Origin of the sequence: Micromonospora sp. NPDC049645, assembly GCF_040675155.1 — a bacterium.
In the GTDB taxonomy this organism is placed as follows: Bacteria; Actinomycetota; Actinomycetes; order Mycobacteriales; family Micromonosporaceae; genus Micromonospora.
On the sequence record NZ_JBFAOI010000003.1, the window covers coordinates 271317 to 290298 of the forward strand.

General features: G+C 73.0%; 19 protein-coding genes. 5 read left to right on the plus strand and 14 right to left on the minus strand.

What is annotated here, in order from left to right:
• Positions 1–253 precede the first annotated feature (253 nt).
• Both AB0J33_RS09770 and AB0J33_RS09775 read left to right on the plus strand, forming a co-directional pair.
• Positions 254–1558, plus strand: coding sequence for a sensor histidine kinase (locus AB0J33_RS09770; RefSeq protein ID WP_363611759.1), 1305 nt, complete (start codon positions 254–256; stop codon positions 1556–1558).
• Between the two features lie 117 nt (positions 1559–1675).
• Complete coding sequence (locus AB0J33_RS09775) at positions 1676–2329, plus strand: response regulator transcription factor (RefSeq protein ID WP_030329744.1); 654 nt, start codon at positions 1676–1678, stop codon at positions 2327–2329.
• On the opposite strand, the gene AB0J33_RS09780 is transcribed toward AB0J33_RS09775, so the two are convergent.
• From AB0J33_RS09780 to AB0J33_RS09790, 3 genes are read right to left on the minus strand one after another with little or no spacing between them, the layout of a single operon-like run.
• Positions 2310–2972, minus strand: coding sequence for an HAD hydrolase-like protein (locus AB0J33_RS09780; protein WP_363611761.1), 663 nt, complete (start codon positions 2970–2972; stop codon positions 2310–2312). The genes AB0J33_RS09775 and AB0J33_RS09780 overlap by 20 nt on opposite strands.
• Before the next feature lie 20 nt (positions 2973–2992).
• Positions 2993–3247, minus strand: coding sequence for a glutaredoxin family protein (locus tag AB0J33_RS09785; protein WP_030329740.1), 255 nt, complete (start codon positions 3245–3247; stop codon positions 2993–2995).
• The gene (locus AB0J33_RS09790) at positions 3237–4931 is read right to left on the minus strand and encodes an AMP-binding protein (RefSeq protein WP_363611763.1); all 1695 of its coding nucleotides are present in this window, start codon (positions 4929–4931) and stop codon (positions 3237–3239) included. The genes AB0J33_RS09785 and AB0J33_RS09790 overlap by 11 nt, the downstream gene beginning before the upstream one ends.
• A gap of 499 nt (positions 4932–5430) precedes the next feature.
• Between AB0J33_RS09790 and AB0J33_RS09795 the strand changes: the two genes are divergently transcribed.
• From AB0J33_RS09795 to AB0J33_RS09805, 3 genes are all read left to right on the plus strand, one after another.
• On the plus strand, positions 5431–6366 hold the full coding sequence (locus tag AB0J33_RS09795; protein ID WP_363611765.1) for an ECF subfamily RNA polymerase sigma factor, BldN family: 936 nt from the start codon (positions 5431–5433) through the stop codon (positions 6364–6366).
• Positions 6367–6654: 288 nt separating this feature from the next.
• Positions 6655–7527, plus strand: coding sequence for a DUF5667 domain-containing protein (locus tag AB0J33_RS09800; protein WP_363611767.1), 873 nt, complete (start codon positions 6655–6657; stop codon positions 7525–7527).
• Positions 7528–7653: 126 nt separating this feature from the next.
• Positions 7654–8523, plus strand: coding sequence for an HAD family phosphatase (locus tag AB0J33_RS09805; RefSeq protein WP_363611769.1), 870 nt, complete (start codon positions 7654–7656; stop codon positions 8521–8523).
• A 9-nt stretch (positions 8524–8532) separates the two neighbouring features.
• Here the strand turns inward: AB0J33_RS09805 and AB0J33_RS09810 are convergent, their stop codons facing one another.
• The 11 genes from AB0J33_RS09810 to AB0J33_RS09860 form a co-directional block, all read right to left on the minus strand.
• Positions 8533–9582 carry a lysophospholipid acyltransferase family protein gene (locus AB0J33_RS09810; RefSeq protein ID WP_363611771.1) on the minus strand — a complete coding sequence of 350 codons (1050 nt, stop codon included), beginning with the start codon at positions 9580–9582 and terminating at the stop codon, positions 8533–8535.
• Entirely contained in the window at positions 9579–10655 is a 1077-nt protein-coding gene (locus tag AB0J33_RS09815; protein ID WP_363611773.1) for an NAD-dependent epimerase/dehydratase family protein, read from the minus strand. Before AB0J33_RS09815 ends, AB0J33_RS09810 begins: the two co-directional genes overlap by 4 nt.
• A gap of 167 nt (positions 10656–10822) precedes the next feature.
• Positions 10823–10924 carry an AURKAIP1/COX24 domain-containing protein gene (locus AB0J33_RS09820; protein ID WP_007465623.1) on the minus strand — a complete coding sequence of 34 codons (102 nt, stop codon included), beginning with the start codon at positions 10922–10924 and terminating at the stop codon, positions 10823–10825.
• Positions 10925–11194: 270 nt separating this feature from the next.
• On the minus strand, positions 11195–11404 hold the full coding sequence (locus AB0J33_RS09825; RefSeq protein ID WP_007465625.1) for a helix-turn-helix domain-containing protein: 210 nt from the start codon (positions 11402–11404) through the stop codon (positions 11195–11197).
• A gap of 212 nt (positions 11405–11616) precedes the next feature.
• Positions 11617–12801 (minus strand): ABC transporter permease, encoded by a 1185-nt coding sequence (locus tag AB0J33_RS09830; RefSeq protein WP_363611775.1) that lies wholly within the window; start codon positions 12799–12801, stop codon positions 11617–11619.
• Positions 12798–13775 carry an ABC transporter ATP-binding protein gene (locus AB0J33_RS09835; RefSeq protein ID WP_363611777.1) on the minus strand — a complete coding sequence of 326 codons (978 nt, stop codon included), beginning with the start codon at positions 13773–13775 and terminating at the stop codon, positions 12798–12800. The genes AB0J33_RS09830 and AB0J33_RS09835 overlap by 4 nt, the downstream gene beginning before the upstream one ends.
• Positions 13772–15154, minus strand: a complete 1383-nt coding sequence (locus AB0J33_RS09840) for an efflux RND transporter periplasmic adaptor subunit (RefSeq protein WP_363611779.1) — start codon at positions 15152–15154, stop codon at positions 13772–13774. The genes AB0J33_RS09835 and AB0J33_RS09840 overlap by 4 nt, the downstream gene beginning before the upstream one ends.
• A 44-nt stretch (positions 15155–15198) precedes the next feature.
• Complete coding sequence (locus AB0J33_RS09845; protein WP_363611781.1) at positions 15199–16491, minus strand: hypothetical protein; 1293 nt, start codon at positions 16489–16491, stop codon at positions 15199–15201.
• A 54-nt stretch (positions 16492–16545) separates the two neighbouring features.
• Complete coding sequence (locus AB0J33_RS09850) at positions 16546–17121, minus strand: WHG domain-containing protein (protein ID WP_363611783.1); 576 nt, start codon at positions 17119–17121, stop codon at positions 16546–16548.
• Positions 17114–17914: an alpha/beta hydrolase gene (locus tag AB0J33_RS09855; protein ID WP_363611785.1), complete on the minus strand. Its 801-nt coding sequence runs from the start codon at positions 17912–17914 to the stop codon at positions 17114–17116. Before AB0J33_RS09855 ends, AB0J33_RS09850 begins: the two co-directional genes overlap by 8 nt.
• Before the next feature lie 105 nt (positions 17915–18019).
• The gene (locus AB0J33_RS09860) at positions 18020–18940 is read right to left on the minus strand and encodes a proline dehydrogenase family protein (protein WP_363611788.1); all 921 of its coding nucleotides are present in this window, start codon (positions 18938–18940) and stop codon (positions 18020–18022) included.
• Between the last annotated feature and the right edge of the window lie 42 nt (positions 18941–18982).

The window sequence follows — 18982 nt, forward strand, 5'->3', positions numbered from 1 at the left end:
CTTGTGAAGACGTGCACAAATCGCGATCTTGCCGCTGCGCGACGCGACCTCACCAGCACCTCCATTCCACAAGATCGATTAAACGGCCTGGTCCGCTCGCCGCCCGGGCGATTATTGCTCAATCCCGACTTCTCTGACCAATCCCGCGCCGGGCCTGGCCGGGGCCGTCCCGACGGTGGTAGGGACAGCACTACGGGGGATGGGCGGGGCTTCGGGATGGGGGCGCCGAGCCCAGCTGCCTAGCCTTTGAGGCATGACCGCCGTTGCCGCCACCAGCGACCGCCCGACGCTGGCACCGAGCATCCCCCGCCAGCTCTTCGTCGACTCCGGGTACGTGCTGCTCGGTCTGCCCCTGGCGGTGGCCAGCTTCGTCGTCCTCATCGTCGGCCTCGCGGTCGGCATCGGCCTCGTGGTCACGGTGATCGGCCTGCCGATCCTCAGCGGCACCCTGTACGCCGCCCGTGGGCTGGCCGACATCGAGCGGCTGCGGCTGCCCGCGGTGCTGCACCAGCCCCGGATCCGGCCGCACTACCGGCTGCCCGAGGCGGGCGCGAACGTCTGGCGGCGGATCTTCGTGCCGATGCGGGACGCCCAGTCCTGGCTCGACCTGGCGCACGGCATCCTGCGGTTGGTCGCGGCGGTGGGCACCTTCGTGGTGTCCCTGGCGTGGTGGCTCGCCGCGATCACCGGCTCGCTCTACTGGGCCTACGACTGGGCCCTGCCCCGAGGCGACGGCGAAGGCGACTATGACCTTGCGCAGCTGCTCGGCCTGGGCGACTCGACCACCGCCCGGATCGGCCTGTACACGGCGCTCGGGGTGTTCTTTCTGATCACCCTGCCGATCGTGGTACGGGGTTGCGCACTGCTCCAGGCCAGCTTCGCCAAGGCCATGCTGACCGGGGTGGCCGAGATGCGCGACCGGATCACGGTGCTGGAGGAGCAGAAGAGGGCAGCCGTGTCCGCCGAGGCCTCCGCGCTGCGCCGGTTGGAACGCGACATCCACGACGGCCCCCAGCAGCGCCTGGTCCGGCTGGCGATGGACCTCAGCCGGGCCCGGATGCAGCTCGCCTCGGACCCGGAGGCGGCCGGCCGCACCATCGACGAGGCAGTCACCCAGACCCGGGACACGCTTGCCGAACTGCGGGCGCTGTCCCGGGGCATCGCGCCGCCGATCCTGGTCGACCGGGGCCTGCCCAGCGCCCTGGCCGCGATCGCCGGCCGCGGGCTGATCCCGATCGAACTCCAGGTGGACCCGCAGCTCGGCACCCCGGCCGGGCGGCTCGACCCGGCGGTGGAGAACACCGCGTACTTCGTGGTGTCCGAGGCGCTCACCAACGTCGCCAAGCACAGCCGGGCCACCGAGGCCACGGTGGCCGTGGCCCGGCAGGGCACCCACCTACAGGTTCGGGTGGGCGACGACGGGCAGGGTGGGGCGCACCTGGCCAAGGGGCACGGGCTGGCCGGCATCGCCGACCGGGTCCGGGCCGCCGGCGGTGAACTGGTGGTGGTCAGCCCGACCGGCGGCCCCACCGAGATCCGCGCGGAGCTGCCGCTATGAGCGCGAGGAGTGAGCCGGGTTTGCGAGCCCCGCAGTCGCGAACGAAGGGAATGCTGTGAGCGGTCCGGCACCGCGCCGGGGCCGGACGACGGGCCGGACGTGGTAGACAACACAGCCATGCGCATCGTGATCGCCGACGACGCCGTCCTGCTCCGGGAGGGGCTGGTCCGGCTGCTGACCGAGAGCGGGCACCAGGTGGTGGCCGCCGTCGGGGACGGTGACGCCCTGGTCGAGGCGGTGGTGGAGCACCGGCCCGACGTCTCGATCGTCGACGTCCGGATGCCGCCGTCACACACCGACGAGGGGCTGCGGGCCGCCGTGGAGGCGCGTCGGCTGGTGCCGCGTACCCCGATCCTGGTGCTCTCCCAGTACGTCGAGGTCTCGTACGCCGATGATCTTCTCGCCACCACCGGCGGTGCCGGCGGCGGGATCGGCTACCTGCTCAAGGACCGGGTGGCCGCGATCGACGAGTTCCTGGACGCGTTGCGCAGGGTGGCGGGCGGCGGCACGGTGCTCGACCCGGAGGTGGTTGGTCAGCTCTTCGCCCGGCGTCGCCGCGACGACCCGCTGCGCGAGCTGACCCCCCGTGAGCGCGAGGTGCTCGCCCTGATGGCCGAGGGGCGCTCGAACACCGCCATCGCCCGCGCCCTGGTGGTCAGCGACGGCGCGGTGGAGAAGCACGTGCGCAACATCTTCACCAAGCTCACCCTGCCGCCGGACACCGAGCAGCACCGGCGGGTGCTGGCCGTCCTCACCTACCTGCGGAACTGACCTCCCGGGCCAGGGTCACCGCCTCGGTGAGGGTGTCGGCGACCGGGTGCCCGGAGGCGCGCAGCCGGGCCGGGTCGGTGAACCCGCCGGTGTAGAGCACGGCCCGGCCGCCCACCGCGAGCGCCGCGTCCGCGTCGTCGATCGAGTCGCCGATCAGCACCACCGAGGCGCCGTCCACGCCCAACTCGACCAGGTGCTGCCGCAGCGATTCGGCCTTGCGATCGCCACCGACCGTGGCCCGCAGCCCGTCGACCCGGGTGAAGTGGTCGGTCAGCCCGAAGGTGTGCACGGTGGGCACCAACTCCTCATGGAACCACATGGACAGCAGGCTCTGGCTGCCCGGCCAGGCGGCCATCGCGGCGCGGGCGTCGGCGGCCAGCTCACAGGTGGTCAACCCGGTGCGGTACGCGTCGTGGAAGATCCGGTCCAGTCGGCCGAACTCGTCGTCGTCCACGGCCTGCCCGAGCACCTCGGCGTAGTACTCGGCGATCGGCCGGCGAAACCGCACCCGGTGCTCGTCGGGGGTGACGGTCGGCCCGCCCAGGCTCGCGAACACCACGTTGGTGGCGGACACCACCAGACTGAGATCGTTGAGCAGGGTGCCGTTCCAGTCCCAGACCAGGTGTGGGTGCGCAGGGGTCATCAGAGCACCATAGGCACCGCTCAGAGCTGGGGAGTTGTCAGGTCCCGCAGCAGCCGGTCCTCCTCGACCCGCCAGTAGCCGTGTTCCTTGCCGTCGAGCATCACCACCGGCAGCCGGTCCCCGTACTCCCGCTCCAGCCCCTCGTCGCCGGTGACGTCCCACTCGACCCACTTGTCGCCGGTGACCGCCACCACCCGGTCGAGCGCCGCCTTGGCGTCGTCGCAGAGGTGACAGCCGGGTCGGGTGATCAGGGCGAGTCGGGCGTCAGTGGCCATCGGTTACCTCCGTGCGGTCGGTCGGCGTCGCCGACCGGAGCTGGGTCTTGCGTACCTTGCCGATCGCCGAGTGCGGCAGGGCGTCGACGAACTCGACGGCGGTCGGGCACTTGAACCGGGCCAGGTTCCGCGCGCAGTGGGCGAGCAGCTCCTCGCTGGTCACCGGTCGGCCCTGCGCCGGCACCACGTACGCCCGCACAGTCTCGCCGGTCCGTGGGTGCGGCACACCCAGTACCGCCGACTCGACCACCCCGGGGTGCGCCGTGAGCACCAGCTCGACCTCGTGCGGGTAGACGTTGAACCCGTTGACCAGGATCAGCTCGCCGAGCCGGTCGACCAGGAAGAGGTCGCCGTCCTCGTCGGCGTACGCGATGTCGCCGGTGCCCCACCAGCCGTCGGCGTCCGGGCCGCCCCGACCGTCCGGCCAGTAGCCGGCGAAGAGGTTGGGGCCGCGCACGACGATCTGGCCCGGGTCGGTGCCCGGCGTCACGTCGGAGATGTCCAGCTCATCCGGGTCGTCGTCGGGCACGGCGAGCCCGTCGCGCCACAGGTCCACCCCGTCGGCGGCGACCAGGCGCAGCTGCACACCGGGCAGTGGCCGGCCGATCGAGCCCGGCTTCGCCACGCCGCCGACCAGGGTGGAGGTGAGCACCGGCGCGGTCTCGGTGAGGCCGTACCCGATGTGCACCTGATGCCCGGTGACCTCGGTGAAGCGCGCCGCGACCGTGGGTTCCAGCGGCGCCGCGCCGCAGACCGCCACCCGCACCGACGCGGTCGCCGCGCGGGCGGTGGCGGCACCGGCCCAGGTCAGGAACATCGACGGTACGCCGACCAGCACGCTGACCCGGTGCCGCGCGACCTGGTCCAGCCCCGCCGTCGGGCCCGGCTCGTCGAGCAGCACGCCGGTCGCGCCGTGGTGCACGACCGCGCCCAGCCCCGAGTTGAGCCCGTACGCGTGGAACAGCGGCAGCGCGAGCAGAACGGTGTCCTCCGGCCCGACCACCGGCGGCTCGATCGCGTCCAGCTGTTCGTGGTTGGCGAGCAGCGCCTGGTGCGAGAGCATCGCTCCCTTGGGTCGCCCCTCGGTGCCGGAGGTGTAGAGCAGTACTGCCAGGTCGGCGCCGCCCCGTCGCGGGCGGGGTGGCGGTCCGGGTGCCTCGGCGGTCGGTGGCGTGCCGTGCACGGAGGCCAGCGCGGGCAGCTCGGCGGCCACCTCGGCGACCAGGCCCCGGACCTGTTCGGTGGCGATGAGCACCGACGCGCCGCAGTCGCTCAGCACGTGCCGTAACTCGGGGGCGGTGAAGCCGGGGTTGACCGGCACGGCGACCAGCCCGGCGCGGAGGGCGCCGAGCCAGGCGATCACGAAGTCCGGCGTGTTGGGCAGTGCGATGGCCACGCGTGGTGGCGTACCGGCAGGGTCGGTGTTCGGCGCGGCGGCGGACAGACCGCGGGCGGCGGCGTCCACCGCGGCGTCCAGTTCGGACCAGGTGAGGGTGTGCTCGCGCCAGTGCAGCGCGGGCCGGTCGGCGCGGTCGAGAGCCACCCGGCGGACCCGGTCGGCGAGGTTCGGTGCGGGGCTTTCCGAGTGGTCCGGCACGGTGATCGAGTCTGGCACAGCGGGCGGCGACGGGCCATGCCCGACGGTCGGGGCCACGTTCGACGGACGGTGCCGCGACAGTCCCATGTACGGGACTGTCCCGTGTGCCACCGGCGATCCGATCAGGTCCTGCCGGTGGGACGGGAGACGCCGTTCGGGGGCGGTTCGGACGCGCCGGCCCGACGAGCCGGCGGCGTCGGCGGACCGAACGGGCGACACGCGTCCGACCTGGGCATCCATCCTGGAACACCACGCCGACGGAAAGTCAATCGCACACGACGGACAACCGGTCCGCCGCCGGTGCGACGGAGCGGGAAATACTTCCGCCTTGTGTAACGGACTTGCCACGCGCGGGTGACGTTGGCCCTATCATCACTCGGGTCGGGTCACCCCATTTGCCGTGAGTCGACACCCCTCAGCCCGAGGAGGCCCCCGTGCCTGTGAGCGCATTGGACCAGCACCTCCAGGGGAATTGCCGCCCGTCGGCAAGCCCCGCGACCGTCCTGCCCGACCGGTTGCCCGGTCGGTCCGCCCCGACGAGACCCAGACCGGCCCGACCGGCGACCGATGGGACGGGGGCAACTCGGTGACCACCTTTGGTTACGCGGAACGCCCGGCCGGCCTGACCGGTCAGCCGGCCCGCTCCCACGTCAACGAGCGACCGGCCGCCCGTGCGCCACTCGACGAACAACACGGCGCGGCGCAGCGGACCCGCAGCCGCCCACACCACAACGAGCCGCCGCCGCGACCCGCGGTGCCCGGTGGCAACGCGATGCCGGCCGGCGGCCGGGTCGCCGTGCCGCCCCGACCCACCATGCCCGTGCAGGGTCGTCGGATAAGCGACACGCCGGCCGTGACCACCGACCCGGCGGCGGGTGAGACAGCGGTGATCCCGGCGGTGCCGGCCAGCACCGCCACCACCCCGACCGGCTTCCCGAGCCGCCCGGACCCGTCCGACCCGGCAACCGAGGTCTGGACGCTGATCGAGCGGGCCCAGGCCGGCGAGTCCGAGGCGTTCGGTCTGATCTACGACCGGTACGTGGACACCGTCTTCCGGTTCGTCTACTTCCGGGTCGGCAACCGGCAACTCGCCGAGGACCTCACCTCGGACACCTTCCTGCGCGCGCTCAAGCGGATCGGCAGCTTCACCTGGCAGGGCCGCGACCTCGGCGCCTGGTTGGTGACGATCGCCCGCAACCTCGTCGCGGACCACTTCAAGTCGGGCCGGTACCGGCTGGAGGTCACCACCGGCGACGTGCTCGACGCCGACCGGGAGGACCGGGGCCCGGAGGGCAGCCCGGAGGCGGCGGTGGTGGAGCACATCACCAACGTCGCGCTGCTCACCGCGGTGAAGCAGCTCAACCCGGAGCAGCAGGAGTGCATCGTGCTCCGCTTCCTCCAGGGCTTCTCGGTCGCCGAGACGGCTCGCGCGATGGGCAAGAACGAGGGTGCCATCAAGGCCCTCCAGTACCGGGCCGTTCGCGCCCTGGCCCGACTCCTGCCCGACGGCTTCCAGCCGTAGTTGTTACGGCGGGGCCGATGGGCGTGATCAACGTCCGTGCAGCTCAGGGTCGGTCCCGCCCGGTGATGACGATCACTTTCTGTAATTTCCGCCCCGCCCGGCCCGTAACCCGTGCCCGGCCCGCCGCGTTTCTCCGGGTGCGACCGGTGGATGTCCCGGCAGGCCCGGGTCACCGAGGTCCGACCGGGCATACCGGCGGCACCTCACCTCCGTGGTGTCACACTGCCGCCCGGTCGCTGGCAACGACGGCGGCCGACCGGCCGTGACCAGCGAGAGGAGGTGCCTGCGGTGGACAACACCCTCTTCTCCCGCCGGCGCGCGGAGCGCTTCGCGCAGCTTCTCGACGAGGCCAACGGCGCTCGGCGACACCACGTGCGATCCCGGGTGGACGGTCAACTCGCGCCACTCGTCGCCGTGGGTCAGCGGCTCAGCGTCGACCCCCCGGCTGTCGAGGTGGACCAGGAATTCCGCACCGGCCTGCGGGCGATGCTGCTCGCCACCGCGGAGCGGGAAGGGCTGGGCAGCACGCCGGCGGCAGCGGTCGGCGAACCGGCCACCACGACCACCCGCGCGCGGCTGCTGCCGGCGGTCACGGCCCGCCGGGCCCGAGCCCGGGGCGCGATCCTGGTCGGCATCGCCGCCGGGGCCATCGCCGTCTCCGGGATCTCCGCAGCCAGCGAGAACGCGGTGCCCGGTGACGCGCTGTACGGCATGAAGCGCTCCACCGAACGGGCACAACTCGCCCTGGCCAGCTCGGACATCAGCCGCGGCCAACTCTTCCTGGACTTCGCCCGGACCAGAGTTGGCGAGGCCGCCAAGCTGCGCGGCGACCGGATCGGCTACAGCGCGGTCCTCGACGACATGGACGCCGACAGCCGGCAGGGAGTTCGCCTGCTGACCTCGGCCGCCGTGCAGCGCGCCGAGCCGGCCAGCCTGGACACGCTCAACACCTTCGTGTCGAGCCAGCGCCGGGCCGTACGCGGCCTGCTCGACGGGGGCACCCGCGTCGACCGGGATCGGACCCACCGGTCGCTGCTACTACTGGACAGCATCCGCGAACGCTCGGACGACCTGCGCGCGGCGATCGCCTGCGGCCTGCCGGCACCGACCGCGAGCGACGCCCTCGGCCCCGCCCCGAGAGCCTGCCCGGGCGCCCGCTGACCGAGCCCCCTATACCGCACGTCCGACCGGCCGCGCCGCAGTTCGCTGTGTGCCCGGCCGGTCAACCGTCTGCGGCGGCTACCCTCGCCAGGGGGCAGTCGTCGTACCGGTGAGGAAGGGAATCGCGTGGCGCGCAGCCGTAAGGTGACGGTCAGCACCGACGCCGAGGGGCACACCGCAGGCTGGGCCGACACCGACCTGGCCCCGGTCAGCGCACCCGACCCGACCGCCGCGGCGTTCTTCGACGTGGACAACACGATGATGCAGGGCGCGTCGATCTACTGGTTCGCCCGTGGGCTCGCCTCCCGAAACTACGTGACCACCACCGACCTGGCCCGCTTCGCCTGGCAACAGCTCCGCTTCCGGCTGCTGGCCCGCGAGCACGCCGGTGACATGTCCCTGGCCAAGGAGACCGCGCTGGCCTTCGTCCAGGGCTGGCGGGTCGACGAGGTCGCGCGCCTCGCCGAGGAGATCTTCGACGAGCTGATGGCCCCCCGGATCTGGGCCGGCACCCACCAGCTCGCGCAGCGCCACCTGGACGCCGGCCAACGGGTGTGGCTGGTCAGCGCCGCCCCCGTCGAAATCGGCCGGGTGATCGCCGCCCGGCTCGGCCTGACCGGTGCCATCGGCACGGTGGCGGAGGTGGTGGACGGGGCGTACACCGGGCGGTTGGTGGGTGACCTGATGCACGGGCCGGCCAAGGCCGAGGCGGTCGGCCAGCTCGCCGTGGTGGAAGGGCTCGACCTGACCCGCTGCACGGCCTACAGCGACTCGGCGAACGACCTGCCGCTGCTCTCCGCGGTGGGCAGGGCGGTGGCCGTCAACCCGGACGGCGCCCTGCTGCGACAGGCCCGCCAGCACGGCTGGGAGGTGCGGGACTTCCGGACCGGCCGACGGGCCGTCAAGATCGCCGTACCGTCGACGGCGGCGGCCGGGCTGGTCGCCGGAGCGGTCACCGCCGGCCTGGCCCTCCAGCGCCGCCGCCGCGCCGGCTGACCGCCGCGCCTACGGACCGAACGGGTCGGGTCGTCGCTCCAGCAGCGTGTGCAGGGTCTGCTGGATGGTCTCCCGCACCTGGTCGGCGAGGTTGAAGACCACCAGCGGATCGTCCGCCGAGTCGGTCAGGTGAGCGGTCGGGATCGGCGGACAGAACTCGATCAGCCACTTGCTGGGCAGCGGCACCATGCCCAGCGGGCCGAGCAGCGGGAACGTCGGCGTCACCGGGAAATAGGGCAGCTTGAGCAGCCGCGCCAGGGGCTTGATGTCGGCGAGCATCGGGTAGATCTCCTCGCCGCCGACGATGGCGACGGGCACGATCGGAGTGCCGGTGCGCAGCGCGGCCGAGACGAACCCGCCCCGCCCGAACCGTTGCAGCTTGTACCGGTCGGCGTAGAGCTTGCCGACCCCCTTGAAGCCCTCGGGGAACACACCGACCAGGTCGCCGCCGCCGAGCAGCCGCTCGGCGTCCGGGTTGCAGGCCACCGTGCCGCCGGTCTTGCGGGCCAACTCGGAGACGACCGGCATCCGGAAGACCAGGTCGGCGCCGAGCAGCCGCAGGTAGCGGTGGGCCGGGTGCTTGTCGTGCAGCGCCGCCGAGAGGATCAACGCGTCCAGGGCGACCGTCCCGGAGTGGTTGCCGACCACCAGGGCGGGCCCGTCCACGGGCACGTGCTCGACCCCACTGACCTCGGTGCGGAACCAGTCCCGGTAGAGCAACCGCAACAGCGGATGGAAGACCGCGTCGGTCAACTCCGAGTCGAACCCGAACTCGTCGACCTCGTAGTCGCCGGAGAGCCGTCGGCGCAGGAACGCCAGCCCGTTCGCGACCTTGCGGTCCCAGTGGTCCCCCGGTCGATCCGACACCGCCGGCTCGGTGCCACCGGCCGGTCCGGCGTCGACCTCGCCGGCGAACCTCGACGTCGGGGTCGGCGCGGCCTGCGGCGCCGGGCGATGGCCGTTGCGCCGCGCCGGCTCCGCGTCCGGCGCGGGCACCTGCTGCGGTACGTCGAAACGCCCGACCGACTGCGGGTCGCGCCCCTCCTCCGGCCCACTCATGACATCCGCTCCCGCACTGCGGCGCGGACCTGTCGGATGCCGTCCAGGACGAGTTGCTCGGCGGCGGCCAACTGATCCCGGGTGACCACCACCCCACCGTGATGGGCGCGGATGAAGTCGTCGAAGGCCGCGGCGGTCGAGCGGGGCGTGAAGCCGTACTCCTGCTCCAGCCGGCTGGTGTCGACCACCCGGCCGTGCACGAAGAGGTCGACCTGGTCCAGGCCGTAGCGGCCGAAACCCATGGTCCGGGCCAGCGCGGCGGCCCCGGACAGACCCGGCTCCAACACCGGCACGGCGACCCGACCGGCGCGCCGGATCGCCTGCGAGAGCGACAACACCCCGGGGCCGGCGACGTTGTACGTGCCGGGATGCTCCTCCACGATCGACCGGTGCAGCACCTCCAACGCGTCGTCGAAGTGCAGGAACTGCAGGCGGGGGTCACGGCCGAAGACGGTCGGCACGAAGGGCTGCGAGAAGTAGCGGGTCAACGTGGTGTCGGCGGTCGAACCGATGAACGGGGCGAAGCGCAGCACGGTGGCGGTGACGTCGGGCCGGCGGCGACGGAAACCCCGGACGTACCCCTCAAGGTCGAGGATGTCGCGGCCGAAACCGCCGCGCGGCACCTCACGGGGCTCGGTCTCCTCGGTGAACACCGCCGGGTCCCGGAACGACACCCCGTACGCGGCGGTCGACGACCGGACCACGAGCTTGCGCAGCCGGGGCGCCCGCTGGCAGGCGGCGAGCATCTGCATGCTGCCGATGACGTTCTGGTCCTTCATCGCGGACCGGCCGCCATGCTGCGGGTCGGCTGAGGTGACCAACGCGAGGTGCACCACCGCGTCGACGTCCAGGTCGGCGAGGAGGCCACCGAGCGAACCGCTGTCGACGCGGATCCGTTCGACCCGGTCCAGCAGGTCCGTGAACTCGGTGCCGGAGTCAGGTGCGTCCACCCCGATGACCCGTTCGATGCGCGGGTCGGCGGCCAGTCGGGCCGCGACGTGGGCACCCAGGTAACGACCGACCCCGGTGACGACGACGACCCCCGGAGCACCTGAGGTGCCACCGGGGGTCATCTGACGCACCTACCCCGGCAGGAAGGACCGAGCCGGGACGACCACGGCCTGATCACCTGAGCCTCCGGAGGTCGACAGTTTGGCAAGTGACGCCGAACGCCGGGCCGTCGGATGAGCCGCTGCGGCGCAGCATGCGCCGCCGGCCTGTCCGCTGAGCCCGGCGGCGATCACTTGCCGAGACGGCGACGCTGGACGCGGGTCTTGCGCAGCAGCTTGCGGTGCTTCTTCTTAGCCATGCGCTTACGGCGCTTCTTGACCACCGAGCCCATACGACAGCCTTTCGATACAACGTGCGGGGCGGACCGGATGACACCACGCTGGTGGCGACGGCGACCGCTTGCGGACAACGGACCGGACCAGTCTGGGCGGCAGGGCGCACCGGTGGGGTCTCGGTCGGGCTCCAGGGTAGCCGGAGGGCGTCAGGCGGACCAACGCGCCCCCGTCGATGGCGCCTTTCGTCCCCGGTCGCGGGGCTCGCCAGCTCACTCCGCGCGCTCACCGGTGCCGGTGGGACGGCGACCGGAGGGCGGTGCGATGGCTCAGGCGGTTTCCTGAAAAGCACCACGGAGATATTCGTGCACCGCGTGCTCGGGCACCCGGAATGACCGGCCGACCCGGACGGCGGTGAGTTCACCGCTGTGCACCAGGCGATAGACCGTCATCTTCGACACCCGCATGACCGTCGCCACCTCCGCGACGGTCAGGAACTTGACCTCCGACAGCCGTCCGTCGGACTGTGACCCGGCCATGGCTCACCGACCCATCCCATGCCCGGCGCGTGCCAACCCGACGGATGCTCCGGGCCGGGCCAGCGACGCGCGTGTTATCAGTACGGTAGCGGGGCGGTTGTGACCGGCGCGATCCCTTCCTGCAACTGATCATGTTTCGGTGGTCGGTTCACCCGATCCGTGCTCCCGGTATCCGCCCGCCCGCGCCCGCCGTCCGGATGTTCCGGGGCGGCTCATTCGGTGCGCAGCGCGACCACCGGGTCGAGCCGGCCGGCGCGCTGCGCGGGAACCACCCCGAAGACGATGCCCACCACCGCCGACACACCGAAGGCGAGCGCCAACGACCACCAGGTGATCGCGGCCGGAATGGGCGACAGCGCGTCGACCAGCAGGGCGGTCCCCACGCCCAGCGCCATCCCGGTGAGCCCACCGATCGTGGTGAGCAGCACCGCCTCCAGCAGGAACTGCACGCCGATGTCGCGGGGACGCGCGCCGACCGCCTTGCGCAGCCCGATCTCCCGGGTCCGCTCCCGGACGCTGACAAGCATGATGTTGGAGACGCCGACGCCGCCGACGAGCAACGAGATGCCGGCGATGGCGGCCAGCACACCGGTGAGGACCCCGAGGATGTCGCCGAGCACCCCGAGGATCTGCTGCTGGGTGACCGCGCTGAACTCGGTGTCCGGGTGCCGGCGGTTCAGCTCGGCGACGATCCGTTCGCCCAGCTCGTCGATCCGCTCGCGGTCCGGTGCCTTCACCGCGATGCCGTCGACCCGCTGGGTGCCCCAGAGTCGCTGCGCGGCGGTCACCGGCACGTGCACCTCGTCGTCCCGGTCGACGCCGAGGCTCTGCCCGAGCGGCGCGAAGACACCGATCACCCGGAACCGGACCCCGGCCAGCGCCACCTGCTGACCGAGCGGGTCCCGGTCGGGGAAGAGCGCGCGGGCCACCGAGTCGCCGAGCACCGCCACCCGCCGGCTGGTGTCCACGTCGGTGCCGGACAGGTAGCGGCCCCGCGCCAGCGACCGGGTGAACACCGTCGGCGTCGTCTCCAGTACGCCCTGCACGGTGGTGAAGTCGGAGCGGGCCCCGGCCCGCGCGGTCGCCCCGGACGCGACGGTGACCGCCACCCGGTCGGGATCGCCGACCACCCGGGTGACGGCGTCCACGTCCTTGAGGGTCAGCGGGGAGACCACCGGCGCGTTGCCCACCTCGATCCGGCCGGGGACGACAAGCAGCAGGTTGGAGCCGAGGCCCTCGACCTGCTGTTCGACCTTCTGTTTGGTGCCGGTGCCGATGGCCACCAGCAGGACCACCGAGGCCACCCCGATGATCACCCCGAGCATGGTCAGCGCGCTGCGTAACCGGTTGGCCCGCAGGGCGTCCATCGCCACCCGCCACGCCTCGGCGACCCTCACGCCGCGCCTCCCGGCCGCCCGGCGTCGGGCCGACCCGGCTCGACCTCGCGCGGAAGGCGCCCGGTGGCTCCGGCGGCGCCACCGGAGCCACCGGACGGGTGCCCCGGGCCGCTTCCGGACGCGGACCGGGGCTCCGCGCTGGGAGCGGGGACCAGTGTCGCAGGTCGACCGTGATCAACGGACGGCGGTCGATCATGAGGCGAGGAGGGCTCGTCGGTGTCCGTGGTCGGAGACGCGCTCGCGGCGCTGTCCGCCACGACCACGCCGTCGCGCATGGTGATCCGGCGCTGGGCGCGGGCCGCCACCTCCTGGTCGTGGGTGACCATCACCAACGCCACCCCGGACTCGGCGTTCAACTGCTCCAACAGCTCCAGCACGGCCGCGCCGGTGACGCTGTCCAGGTTGCCGGTGGGTTCGTCGGCCAGCAGCACCGTCGGCTCGGTGACCAGCGCGCGGGCGATCGCCACCCGCTGCTGCTCGCCGCCGGACATCTGGTTGGGCCGGTGGTCCAGCCGGTGACCGAGGCCCACCCGGCCGAGCATCGCCGCCGCCCGCGCCCGCCGCTGCCGGGCCGACATACCCCGATAGACCAACGGCAGGGCCACGTTCTCCACCGCCGAGGTACGCGGCAGCAGGTGGAACGCCTGGAAGACGAAGCCGATCGTCTCGTTGCGCAGGGTCGCCATCTCCGGCGGCGCGAGGGCGTTGACGTCCCGCCCGCCGATCACCAGCCGGCCACCCGTGGGCCGATCCAGCCCACCGAGCAGGTGCATGAGAGTGGACTTGCCCGAGCCGGACGGACCGACCAGGGCCACATAGTCCCCCGGTCGCACGACCAGCGACACCCCACGCAGCGCCTCGACGGACACCCCGTCCAGCTGGTACGTCCGGGACACGTCCACCGCCTCGATGGCCGGGACCCGCTCCCCTGCCGGCCGGTCGCCGTGCGCATCCGCGAGGGCCGGTTCGGTCACCGGACTTCCTGGCCGTCGCGCACCTGGTCGGTGCCGCGCACCACGATCCGGTCACCGGGTTGGACGCCGTTGAGGATCTGCACCAGATCCGACCCCTGCACGCCCACCGTCACCGCCGCCCGGCCGGCCTTGCCGTCGCGGACCACCCAGACCGCGTCCCGCCCGTCGGCGGAGAACACCGCCGAGGCGGGGACGGTCACGGCGTCGGCGGCCTCGCGGACCCGCAGCCGGACGATCGCGTTCATGCCGGGTCGGGGTGCCGGGGCCGGCTCGTTCTCGGCCAGCTTCCCGGCGCCCAGTGCGAGGCGGACCCGGTAGGTGACACCGCCCTGGGCGGAGCTGGTGGGCAGCACGTCCACCGACCGGACCGTTGCGTCGTAGCTGGCGCCGGTCACCGCGTCCAACTCGACGGTGGCCGGCACGCCGGCCCTGACCAGCAGCACGTCGGTCTCGTCCACCTCGGCGAGCAGACCCAACTGCCCGGTGTCCACCACTGTCAACACCGGCGTCCCGGCGGTGACCCGGCCGCCGACCGCGACCGCGTCGTCCACCCCGGCGGGCGGCCCACCCTGGCTGGGGGCCAGTGCGGACGGGTCGAGGCCCGCGCCACCCGCCTGCTCCAGCAACCCGGCCAGACCACCGGTCGCGCCACCGCCGGCCCGGGTGCCGCCCGGCTGCACCACCCCGGCGACCGGGGCCCGCAGGGTCAACGCGTCGACGGTCGCCTTCGCCAGGTCGTACGCCTGCTGGGCCTGGAGCCGTTGCGCCGCGGAGAGCGCGCCGACGGCGGAGTTCAACCCGCCGATCCCCCGTTGCACCGCCCGGACGGCCTGGTCGGCGCTGCGCGCGGCGGCGGCGTACTGCCGCTGCGCCGACGTCACCTGGGTCAGCAGCGCGTCGCGCAGTTGCCGGTCGGCGATCTTCTCGGCGGCCTTCCGCGCGGCGTCGAACGCCTCGTCGGCGGCCTTGTCGGTGCCGCGTCGGCTGCTGGTCAGGCTGCCCGTTCCGACGCCCCGGCCGGCCCGCCTGGCGGCCTCCAACGCCTGCTTCGCCTGACGCAACCGCTGCTGGGCGGAGGGCGAGTCGACCACGGCGAGAACCTGGCCGCGCCTGACCGACTGTCCCGGTTGGACGCGCAGGCTCGCCAGGGTGCCGTCGGCGGGTGCGGTCAGGGTGGCGGCGGCGCGGGCGGTCACCGTGGCCGGCGCGTCGATCACCTCGCTGACCGGGTTGCGGGTGGCCGAGGCGAGGGCGAGGTCGGGGCCTTCGTCGCCGCAGGACGCGGCGGTGGTGGCGGTGAGGACGGCGACGGCGGTCAGAGCGATGAGCAGGCGAGGCCGGCTTGCGCTGCTCGGCCGCGGTGACTGAGGGCGGTGCACCCATCGATGGTACGGCGCACCGTCGCCTGCACCCCTGAGCCGCGTCAGTTGGCCGTGGCGCGGATGTACGCGACACACTCGTCGTGCAGCGTCGACCACTGCTCGCCGAACGCCTGCTCGGCGGCCTCGTCGAGGGTCCTGCGGTCGTGCACGACAGTCTTGAAGAAGGTGAGCAGCCGCTGTGACCCGTACCGGTCGACGAGGTGCCGGACGGCGAGGTAGCCGACACCGTAGCTGCCGGCGACCCGCTCGGCGGAAGCGTCGTCGGCCGGGTTGACGCCCTCCAACCTGCCGTCCCAGCCGCCCCGGACCAGTTTGCGCACCTCCGGGATCCCCTCGTACCGGTCGACGGCCTGGCCGCCGGAGCCGGCGAACTCGGCCAGGCCCTCGACCAGCCACCAGGTGGCCTTGCCCGGGTAGCCGCGCTCCGGCAACGAGGCGGCGTGGGTCAACTCGTGCCGGAGCAGGTCGTCGGTGCCGCTCTTGGACAGCCCTTCGGCGTTGAGCACCACCTCGTGATGACCGCCGCCCACGGTCACCGCGTAACCGCCGGTCCATTCCGGGCGCTCGCCGCCGTACCAGCGCTGCCACTCGGTGCGCCCGGCGTAGAAGATCCGGTAGCGGTCCGGCGGTGGCGACCCGGCGACCGCGTACCCGTCGGCGACCTTGGCCGCCGCCTCCGCCTGCGCGAGCAGGCCGGTCAGTTTGCCGCGCAGCGCGGGGGTGGTGGCGACGATGGTCCGCGCGCCGACGGCCACCGCCAGCTCGCTGATCTCCCAGGGCCGGGTGCCGGTCTCCGCCGACTTGGATTCCTCCATGGCGAGCAACCGGGGTTGGTCGCCGTTCTCCCGCCAACGGGTGCCGATCAACACCGGGCTGGGCCGGCAGTTCGGGGTGACGAAGCAGTACTGGAAGCGGACCAGCAGCCGCCACTCGCCGGGCTTGCCGATGATCGGCACGGGTAGGCCGCTCGGCTCGGCCCGCCAACCGGTCACCCTGAGTTCGCGAAGCGCGGCGAAGCGTCGGCGCAGGTCGTTCTGGGCGGCGGGGTCGGCGACGGCGAGGAAACCGGCGCGGTCACCGCCGAGGAGTGCCGCGGACTGCCGGTGCAGCTGGGCGGTGATCCGGTCGGACAACCCACGGGCCACCGCGGTGGCGGGGTCGTCGGCCGCCGAGGCGCCGACCCGGCTGACCGTGGGGCGGGTGCCGGTCTCCCGGATCACTCCGACGACGAGCAGCGCCGGCAGGCCGCAGCCCAGCAGCAGGACGACCACCACGAGCACCGTCCACAACGGCCACAGCCGTCGTGGTGCCGGCTGCTGCACCCCGTCAGTCACCCGCCGAAGGGTACGACCAATCCCTGGGCGCGGCGAGGCCGCCCCGGGCGCTCCTCACCCCCCGGTCCCCGGCCAGGAGCGGAACGAGATGTCCATGCTGGCGACCAACTGGTGGTACGAGCGGTCCACATCGCGGGGCAGGCCGAAGCCGCCGGCGGCCTCCAGGGTCACGAAACCGTGCAGGGCGCTGCGCAGCGCCCGGGTCGCGTCCACCGCGTCGTCACCGGTGAGCCCGTAGCCGCGCAGCACGGCGAAGATGGCGCCGACGGCGCGTTCGCCCGCCTCGACGTGTTCCGGGTCGGCGGGGTCGGGCACCCGCTGGGTCGCCGGGTAGCGGCCGGGGTGCCGCAGGGCGTAGTCGCGGTAGGCGTCCGCCATCGCCCGGAGCGCGTCGGTACCGGAGCGGCCGACGGCGGCGCTGGTCAGCTCGGTGGCCAACTCGGCGGTGGCCAGGGCGGCGAGCTTCTGGGCCAGCGCGTCGGCCCCCCGCACGTGCTTGTAGAGGCTGGGCAGCGCGACGCCGAGCCGGCTGGCGAGCGCGGCGAGGGTGAGCTGCGGGAGGCCGACCTCGTCGGCCAGTCGGGCCGCCTCGCGGACGACGGTCTGCTGGTTGAGGCCGACCCTAGGCACCGGCGCACACCGCCAGGAAACCGAGCAGCTCCTCGGCGGTGCGCTGTGGCTGGTCGGCGTGCGGGTAGTGGCCGGACTCCCCGATCATCCGGGCCTCGGCGGTGCCGAAGAGCCGCCGGGCGGCCCGCGCCTCGGCCCCCGGGTCGGGGAAGTCCGGGTCCTTGGACCCCATCAGCACCAACACCGGTTGCCGCACCTGCCGGGCGCGGGCGGTCCAGTGTGGCTCGGCCGGTGCGATCACGCCACGCGTCGCGGCCATCCGGCCGGGCTCGCGCAGGTTGGCCACCATCGCGCGACGGTAGGCCGCGTCGTCGGCGGGCCGGTGCACCGGGAACAGCGTGTGGTGGAACATCCCGAAGAGTCGGGGGCTGTGCAGCACGGACCACATCGCCATCCGCAGCAGCGGGTTGAGCTTCGGCTGACCGACGAACGCGCCGATCTGCACGAGGCCGGTGACCAGCTCGGGTGCGTCGGTGGCGGCGAAGACCACCGCCGCCGCGGCGGACGAGCTGCCGACCAGGACGGCCGGACCGGCGTCGAGGTCGCGGACCACGGCCAGCAGGTCCGCGCCGACCTCCGCCGGGGCGTACGTGGGCCAGCCGGCGCTGGACTGCCCGTGCCCCCGGACGTCGACCGAGGCGACCCGGTGACCGGCGGCCACCAGCAGGGGCACGAGGTGCCGGAAGCTCGCCCTGTTCTCGCCCATGCCGTGCGCGAGGACGACCAGCGGCCCCGCACCCTGCACGTCGTACGCGATGTGTCCGCCGTCCCGCCGCACCTGGCTAGTTGTCATAGCCTTAAAGCTAAGGCACTTAGCTATCGTTGGCAACCGGAAACGTGAAACGGGCCGGCGGTGCCCCGGGGGCCGCCGCCGGCCCGTCGACCGAAACCGGAGAGGTTACTTCTTGGAGATCAGGGCGCGGCCGAAGAAGACCAGGTTGGCGGGGCGCTCGGCGAGCCGGCGCATCAGGTAGCCGTACCACTCGTCGCCGTACGGGACGTAGGTGCGCACGGTGTAGCCCTCGCCGGCGAGTCGGGCCTGCTCCTCGGGGCGGATGCCGTAGAGCATCTGGAACTCGAAGCGCTCCGGCCCCCGGTCGAACCACCGGGCCCGGTCCTCACCGATGGCGATCATCCGGGGGTCGTGGGTGGCCAGCATCGGATAGCCGTCGCCGGACATCAGGATGTTCATGCACCGCACGTACGACTTGTCCACCTCACGGGCCGACTGGTACGCCACCGACTCCGGCTCCTTGTAGGCGCCCTTGCACAGCCGCACCCGCGACCCGGCCGAGGACAGCTCCCGGCAGTCCGACTCGGTCCGGCGCAGGTACGCCTGGAGCACCGCGCCGGTGGACGGGAAGTCCTTGCGCAACCGGCTGAGCACCTCGAGCGTCGAGTCGGTGGTGGTGTGGTCCTCCATGTCCAGGGTGACCGTGGTGCCCGCCGCGTCGGCCGCCGCGCAGATCGCCCGCGCGTTGTCGTACGCCAACTGCTCGTCGAACATCTGGCCGAGGGCGGAGAGCTTCACGCTCACCTCGGCGGCCGGGGTGAGCCCCGCGGCGGCGAGCATCTTCAGCAACTTCAGGTACTCGTCACGGGTGGCGGTGGCCTGCTCGGGGGTGACGGTGTCCTCACCGAGGTGGTCGAGGGTGACGGCGAGACCGTCGTCGACGAGCCCGCGGGTCGCGCGCAACGCGTCGTCGGTGGCGGCGCCGGCGACGAACCGGCGTACGACGTCCCGGGTGTACGGGGCGGTCGCGACGAGCCGCTCGACCTGGGATGACCGGGAGGCGGCGAGGATGACGGAACGGAGCATGAGCCGAGCGTAACGCCCCTGCCAGGGCCCCCGCCGAGGGGC